General features: G+C 71.5%; 7 protein-coding genes and 1 pseudogene. 5 read left to right on the top strand and 3 right to left on the bottom strand.

The features are described from left to right. From KIH27_RS19010 to KIH27_RS19030, 5 genes and pseudogenes are all read left to right on the top strand, one after another. Positions 1-119 (top strand): annotated as a pseudogene (locus KIH27_RS19010) (type VII secretion protein EsxI); the annotation flags it as partial. Positions 120-310: 191 nt separating this feature from the next. Further along, the gene (locus KIH27_RS23065; protein WP_214094533.1) at positions 311-1156 is read left to right on the top strand and encodes a PE family protein; all 846 of its coding nucleotides are present in this window, start codon (positions 311-313) and stop codon (positions 1154-1156) included. Positions 1157-1195: 39 nt separating this feature from the next. Then, on the top strand, positions 1196-2386 hold the full coding sequence (locus KIH27_RS19020; RefSeq protein ID WP_214094534.1) for a PPE family protein: 1191 nt from the start codon (positions 1196-1198) through the stop codon (positions 2384-2386). 37 nt (positions 2387-2423) lie between these two features. Next, positions 2424-4940, top strand: a complete 2517-nt coding sequence (locus KIH27_RS19025) for a DUF4118 domain-containing protein (RefSeq protein WP_214094535.1) — start codon at positions 2424-2426, stop codon at positions 4938-4940. A gap of 19 nt (positions 4941-4959) precedes the next feature. Next, on the top strand, positions 4960-5640 hold the full coding sequence (locus tag KIH27_RS19030) for a response regulator (protein ID WP_214094536.1): 681 nt from the start codon (positions 4960-4962) through the stop codon (positions 5638-5640). 9 nt (positions 5641-5649) lie between these two features. On the opposite strand, the gene KIH27_RS19035 is transcribed toward KIH27_RS19030, so the two are convergent. From KIH27_RS19035 to KIH27_RS19045, 3 genes are all read right to left on the bottom strand, one after another. Further along, a complete protein-coding gene (locus tag KIH27_RS19035) occupies positions 5650-6591 on the bottom strand; it encodes a Ppx/GppA phosphatase family protein (protein WP_372451426.1) in 942 nt (313 codons plus the stop codon). Continuing rightward, on the bottom strand, positions 6588-7079 hold the full coding sequence (locus KIH27_RS19040; RefSeq protein ID WP_214094538.1) for a DUF501 domain-containing protein: 492 nt from the start codon (positions 7077-7079) through the stop codon (positions 6588-6590). The genes KIH27_RS19035 and KIH27_RS19040 overlap by 4 nt, the downstream gene beginning before the upstream one ends. Then, on the bottom strand, positions 7076-7607 hold a 532-nt coding region (locus KIH27_RS19045), incomplete at its 5' end, for an FtsB family cell division protein (RefSeq protein WP_214094539.1). The genes KIH27_RS19040 and KIH27_RS19045, both read right to left, overlap by 4 nt.

The raw sequence follows: 7607 nt of genomic DNA on the forward strand, positions 1-7607 counted from the left end.
AACTCGGCCGCAACTTCCAGGTGATCTACGAACAGGCCAACTCGCACGGCCAGAAGGTGCAATCGGCCGGCAACAACATGGCCAACACCGACTCGGCCGTCGGCTCCAGCTGGGCGTAACCGCACCCAGGCCCGGTGGCCGCACCCCCGCGGGGGGGTGCGGCCACCGGTGTTTTCCGGTCCTCGACAGTAAACCGTCAAGAATCCCGGCCGACCCGTAAAGAAGTCGTAAACGACCCCGAGTCACCTGCCCGGACGGCACCAGAGTGGGACGGTCCATTCGTCGGTGTGACACATTTCGAGGAGCGGCCATGGCGTTCGTGACCACCCATCCGGAGGCGCTGACCGCCGCCGCCACCAACCTGCAGGGTCTCGACTCAGCGCTGACCGCCCAGAACGCCGCCGCGGCCGCACCCATCACCGGGGTGCTGCCGGCCGCCGCCGACGAGGTCTCTGCACTGCAGGCCCTGCAGTTCGCGGCCTACGGCAAGCTCTACGAGCAGATCGCCGCCCAGGCCGCGGCCATGCAGGAGATGTTCGTCCACACTCTGCGGACCAGCGCAGACTCCTACGGCGAGACCGAGGCCGCCAACTCGGCGGCGGCCGGTTCCGCCTCAGCCGGCAGCCTGGCCGGCGCGGGGACCGCCGTCGGCGGCGCCGCAGCCGCCGACCCGACGTTCGGGCTCGGCGGAATCGCCAGCAACAGCGCCATCCTGGCGGCCATGCAGGGCGGCACGATCGGCTCGGCAGCCTCGGAGTTCACCGGTTTGGGCAAGGGCTACATCACCAACCCGTCGGGGGTGGTCCACCATGTGGACACCGTCGACGACATCGGACTGGCCAGCCAGGTCACCCCGGTCGCCCCCGCGGTGGCGGCGGCCGCGCCGGCCGCGGCCACCGTGGGTCAGACCGCACCGGCCACCGGGGCACCGGCCACCCCCGCATGGGCTTCCGGCACCGCTCCCGAAGCGGCCCCGGAGACTCCGGAGGCCATTACCCGGACGACCGCGGCCACCGCGCACCCGGACGTCGCTGCCCGAGGTTCGACCGCCGCGGTCCCGGCCGGCATGCCGGGGTCGAGCAGCGACCAGGGCAGCCGTGGCCGGATCCGCTACGGCGTGAAGCCGAAGGTGATGCCGGAACGTCCCGGCGTCTGACGACACGACATCGATTAGCGGCGTAGAGGACTCACGAACATGGACTTTGGCTCACTACCCCCGGAGGTCAATTCCGGCCGGATGTACGCGGGGCCCGGATCGGCGCCGATGATGGCCGCAGCCGCGGCGTGGAACGGTCTGAGCGCTGAACTCGCCAGCACCGCGACGTCCTACCAGTCGACGATCTCGGCGCTGACCGGCGAGGAGTGGCGCGGGTCCGCCTCGGCCGCGATGACCGCGGCGGTCACGCCCTACATGACGTGGCTGGCGCACACCGCCGCCGCCGCCGAGCAGGCCGCCACCCAGGCCACCGCGTCGGCCGCCGCCTTCGAGTCGGCGTTCGCGATGGTGGTGCCGCCGCCGGTGATCGCCGCCAACCGGGCGCAACTGCTGGCCCTGATCTCGTCGAACATCCTGGGCATCAACACCGCGGCGATCGCGGCCAACGAGGCGCTGTACGCCGAGATGTGGGCGCAGGACGCCATCGCCATGTACGGCTACGCCGCCGCGTCGTCGACCGCCGGGGTGCTGCAGCCGCTGTCCGCACCGGCCCCGAGCACCAACCCCGCCGGGGTGGCCGGCCAGGCCGCCGCGGTCGGGCAGGCCGCCGCCGGCAGCAGCCAGTCCGGACTGTCCCAGCTGGTCTCCGGGCTGCCCAGCGCGGTGCAGACCCTGTCGGCGCCGCTGACCACCGCCGGATCGGCCCAGCCGCTGGACTTCCTGTCGAACTTCATCGACTCGACGCAGAACATCGGCATCTGGAACGCGATCCAGACCTACAGCACCTACGGGGTGACGGCCGGTTCCTGGCACCTGTTCGCCGGTATCGCCAGCGCCATCGCCATCGCCACCGACGGATCCGCCGGCGCAGCCGGTGCGACGCTGATCGACTCGGTCGGCGCGCCGACCGCGGCCGTCGGCGCGGCGGGCGCGGCGGGCGCTGCCACGACCGTCGGATCGTCCCCGGTGCTGGCGAGCATGGCCCAGTCCGCTCCGGTCGGCAAACTGTCGGTGCCGGTCAGCTGGCCGGGTGCGGTCCCGGCAGCCGGCCCGGCGCCGCTGATCACCTCCGAGTGGATCGCCGGCACCGAGGAGGCCGCGGCGGTCACGCCGGTCCCCGCCGGGATGGGTGCGGCGGCGGGTGCCGGCGGGCGCCGCGGGCTCGGCCTGAGCGACCCGCACTACGGATTCAAGCCCACGGTGATGACCCGCCCGGTCGTCGCCGGTTGACAGATGTCGGTCCGGGGACGGCGGGGATGATGGTCGGGTGAGCGTCATCGATCAGCCTCCCCACGGCGGCGAGTTGCGCATCTACCTCGGCGCGGCGCCCGGCGTCGGTAAGACGTACGCGATGCTCAGCGAGGCGCACCGCCGGCTGGAGCGCGGCACCGACGTGGTGGCCGGCGCGATCGAGACGCACGGCCGGGTGAAGACCGCGGAACTGCTCGAGGGCATCGAGACCGTCGGCGATGAGCTCGGCGAACTCGACGTCGCGGCGGTGCTGGCCCGTCGCCCGGACGTGGTGCTGGTCGACGATCTGGCCCACCGCAACCGTCCCGGTGCCCGAAACCTCAAGCGCTGGCAAGACATCCAGGAACTGCTCGCCGCGGGCATCACGGTGATCTCCACCGTCAACATCCAGCAGTTGGAGAGCCTCAACGACGTGGTCACCAAGATCACCGGGACCGAGCAGCTGGACACCGTCCCCGACCCGATCGTGCGACAGGCGGCACAGATCGAGCTCATCGACGTCGCACCGGAAGCGTTGCGCCGCAGACTCTCCCACGGCAACGTCTACGCACCCGAACAGGTCGACGCGGTGCTGGCGAACTACTTTCGTAGCGAAACCCTCACCGCGCTTCGGGAACTGGCGCTGCTGTGGCTGGCCGGTCAGGTCGACGCCGCCCTGACCAGACACCGGACCGAGAAGAACATCACCGACACCTGGGAGGCCCGGGAGCGCATCGTCGCGGCGGTCACCGGCGGACCCGAGTCGGAGTCGCTGGTACGCCGGGCCTCGCGGATCGCGTCGAAGTCCGGCGGTGAGTTGATGGTGCTGCACGTGCTGCGCGGTGACGGACTCGTCGGGGCGCCCGCCCCCCGGGTGGGGAAGATCCGTCAGCTGGCGATCAGTCTGGGCGCCTCCCTGCACACCGTGATCGGTGACGATGTGCCCACCGCCCTGCTGGATTTCGCCCGCGACATGAACGCCACCCAGTTGGTGATCGGCAGTTCCCGCCGGTCACGCTGGGCGCGGATCCTCGACGAGGGCGTCGGTGCGGCGGTGGTGCAGCGGTCCGGCGACATCGACGTGCACATCGTCACCTACGCCGACGGCAAGCCCGGCTTCCGCGCGATCACGCTGTGGCGGCGGGAGCGCCGGGTGGCGTCCTGGCTGGCCGCGGTGGTGGTGCCGCTCGCGATCTGCGCGACCGCGGCGTTCTGGCTCGACCGGTTCCTCGCCACCGACGGGGAGAGCGCGCTGTTCTTCGTCGGGGTGCTGGTGGTGGCACTGCTCGGCGGTATCGCCCCGGCGGCCCTGTCGGCCGTGCTCTCCGGCGCGCTGCTCAACTATTTCTTCATCCCCCCGGTGCACGACTTCACCATCGACGAACCCGACGCCGCGATCACCGAAGTCGTGCTGCTACTGGTGGCGGTCGCGGTAGCGGCACTGGTCGACGGCGCCGCCAAACGGGCCCGGGAAGCCGGCCGCGCCTCCCGCGAGGCCGAACTGATGACGCTGTTCGCCGGTTCGGTGCTGCGCGGCGCGGACCTCGACACGCTGCTGGAACGGGTCCGCGAAACCTATTCGCAGCGGGCGGTGAGCCTGGTTCGGGTGCCTGCGGGCAGTTCCGGTGACGCCACCGACGTCGTCGCCGCGGTCGGTGAGAATCCCTGCGTCTCACCGGACCTCGCGGACACCACGATCGACGTCGGCGATGACGAGTTCTGGATGCTGATGGCGGGCCGGCAGTTGGCCTCCCGGGACCGCAAAGTGCTGTCGGTGGTGGCCCGGCAGGCTGCGGGACTGGTCAAGCAGAACGAACTGGCCGAGGAGGCCGGGCGCGCCCAATCGCTGATGCAGACCGACGAACTGCGCCGCTCGCTGCTCTCCGCGGTCAGCCACGACCTGCGCACCCCGCTGGCCGCGGCCAAGGCGGCGGTGTCAAGCCTGCGCGCCGAGGACGTCGACTTCTCCCCCGACGACACCGCGGAACTGCTGGCCACCGTGGAGGAATCGGTGGATCAGCTCACCGACCTGGTCGGCAATCTGCTGGACTCCTCCCGACTGTCCGCCGGCGTCGTGCGGCCGGACCTGGCGAAGGTGTACCTGGAGGAGGTGGTGCAGCGCGCGCTGGTCGGGATCGGCAAGCGCACCAACGTCTCCGGCCGCGGCAGCCTGGATCAGATCAAGGTGGAGGTCGGCCCGACCGTCGTCATGGCCGACGCCGGACTGCTGGAACGTGTGCTGGCCAACCTGATCGACAACGCGCTGCGCTACGCGTCCGGCAGCGTGGTGCGGGTCAACGCCGCCCGCGTCGGCGACCGGGTGCTGATCAATGTCGCCGACGACGGGCGGGGCCTGCCGCGCGGCGCTGAGCAGCACGCGTTCGATCCGTTCCAGCGGCTCGGCGACCGGGACAACACCAGCGGGGTCGGGCTGGGGCTGTCGGTGGCGAAGGGGTTCGTCGAGGCGATGGGGGGCACGATCCGGGCCACCGAGACACCGGGGGGTGGGCTGACGATGGTGGTGGATCTGGCCGCACCGGGGCCGGGCCGATGACCGAGAGGAACCCGCACCGATGACCAAAGTGCTGGTGGTCGACGACGAACCGCAGATCCTGCGGGCGCTGAAGATCAACCTGTCCGTCCGCGGCTACGAAGTCGTCACCGCCGCAACGGGTTCCGGCGCACTGCGGGCCGCCGCCGAGCAGCGACCCGATGTGGTGATCCTGGACCTCGGCCTGCCCGACATCTCCGGCATCGAGGTGCTCGACGGCCTGCGGGGCTGGCTCACCGTGCCGGTGATCGTGCTGTCCGCACGCACCGACTCCGCCGACAAGGTCGAGGCGCTCGACGCCGGCGCCGACGACTACGTCACCAAGCCGTTCGGGATGGACGAGTTCCTGGCCCGGCTGCGCGCCGCGGTGCGCCGCAACGCCGCGGTGTCGGAGATCGACCAGCCGATCATCGAAACCTCCTCGTTCACCGTCGATCTGGCGGCGAAGAAGGTGACCAAGAACGGCGCCGAGGTGCACCTGACCCCGACCGAGTGGGGCATGCTGGAGATGCTGGTGCGCAACCGCGGCAAGCTGGTCGGCCGCGACGAACTGCTCACCCAGGTCTGGGGACCGGCCTACGCCAAGGAGACTCAGTACCTTCGGGTGTACCTGGCGCAGTTACGCCGCAAGCTCGAAGACGACCCGTCCAACCCCAAGCACCTGCTGACCGAGGCCGGGATGGGGTACCGATTCGAGGTGTGAGCCGGCGCGTCAGGCGATGGACGCCGCGATGCCGTCCAGGATGTCGTGCTCGCTGACCGTCAGTTCGGTGATCCCGGCACGGTCCCGCAGGACGGTGGCCAACTCCTGCACGACGATCGCCCCGCCGCCGATCACATCGGCTCGGCCCGGGTGCATCGGGGGAAGCGCGGCACGCTGCGCGCGGGTCATGCCGATCAGCCGGTCACAGACCGCCAGCAGGTCGTCGTAGCCGATCGTCGAAAGGTGAATGGCGGCAGGGTCATAGGCGCTCAGGCCCTGCGCGATCGCGGACAGCGTGGTCATGGTGCCGGCAACCCCGACCCAGGTCCGCGCGTGCTGCACCGGGACCACCGACAGTGCGGTGTCGAGCTGTTCGCGAACCACGGCCCGGGCGTCCGCCACCTGCTCGGCGGTCGGCGGGTCGGAGTGCAGGCAGCGTTCGGTCAGCCGCACACAGCCGATGTCGGCGGAGTGCGCGGCGGTCACCTCGCGATCGCCGAGCACCACCTCGGTGGATCCGCCGCCGAGATCCACGACGACGAACGGTGCTGCGGCGCGGTCCAATTCACCGACCGCACCGGAGAACGACAGGGCGGCCTCCTGCTGGCCGGTGATCACCTCGGCGACGGCGCCCGGGACGACCTTCCCGAGCAGTTCGCCTGTCATGGCGAAGAACTCGTCGCGGTTCGTCGCATCGCGGGCCGCGGAGGTGGCGACCATCCGCACCCGCTCGACGCCGTGGTCGGCCATCAGCGTCACGTAGTCGGCCAGCGCGGCGCGGGTGCGCGCGATCGCCTCCGGGGCGAACTTGCCGGTCTCGTCCACACCCTGGCCGAGCCGCACGATCCGCATCTCGCGGTGCACGTCACGCAACCGGCCGTCGTCGCCGGGCTGCGCGATCAGCAGGCGAATCGAGTTGGTGCCGCAGTCGATTCCGGCCAGTCGGGTCACGTCCACTCCTGTCGCACCAGTATTCCGGCCATGCCCGGTTCGGCCGCCAGCACTGCCAGTGCCTCGTCGCCGAACGGGTTCACCCCGCGCCCCTTGGCCAGGGAGTGCGCGATCAGCACGTGCAGGCATTTCACCCGCTCCGGCATCCCGCCGCCGCTGAACGTCGTCCCCAGCGACTCGATCGTGTCGCGCTCGGCCAGATACGACTCGTGGGCGCGGCGGTAGGCCGCGGCCAGGTCCGGGTCGTGACCCAGCCGCTCGGTCATCTCGGCCATCAGCCCCGAGGACTCCAGCCGGCTGGCGGCGGCGGTCAGCGCCGGCAGCGTCAGGTAGTACAGCGTCGGAAACGGTGTGCCGTCGGGAAGTTTCGGCGCGGTCTTGACGACGGCGGGTTCGCCGTTGGGGCACCGGTAGGCGATTTCCAGCACCCCGCGCGGCTCCCGGCCCAGTTGCCGGGCCACGGCGTCGAGGTCGGCGGGGTCGATCATCGCGGTGGCTCCAGGGGTTCGGTGGGCGGCAGGCCGTGCGGGGCGTCGGCGATGGTGTGCCACAGCGCGGTGTACCAGGGGTCGTCGCCGGCGGTGGGCGCCGCTTCGACGCCCGGCCCGCCCGGCACCTCCGCTCCCGGCGGCAGCTGCACCTGGAACGGGATCTCCCCGGGCATGACGAACCCGAGCCGTTCCCGGGCCTGTGCCTTGATGTGCGCCGGGTCGGCCAGGTTCGCCTTCTGCTGCTGCAGGTCCGCGATGTCCTTGCGCAGGGCGGCGTCGATCTGGGACTGCTGCTTCATCTCCGCGTGCTGGGCGAAGAAGGTGCGGACCGGGCCGGCGAGGGTCAGGGTGAGCACGCACATCACCGCCGCCAGGACGACGGCGCGCCGGGCGGTGAACCCGACCCGGAGCTCGGAACGCCGCTCCGCGGAGAGCGCAGCCGGCCGCTGCACCACGTGACCGGCGGCCGGTTCCGGGGCGCGGGCCGCGCCGCGGGCCGCGGCGGCGCGACGCGGGCGGGACCGG

It is taken from the genome of Mycolicibacter acidiphilus (genome assembly GCF_018455725.1).
Lineage (GTDB): Bacteria > Actinomycetota > Actinomycetes > Mycobacteriales > Mycobacteriaceae > Mycobacterium > Mycobacterium acidiphilum.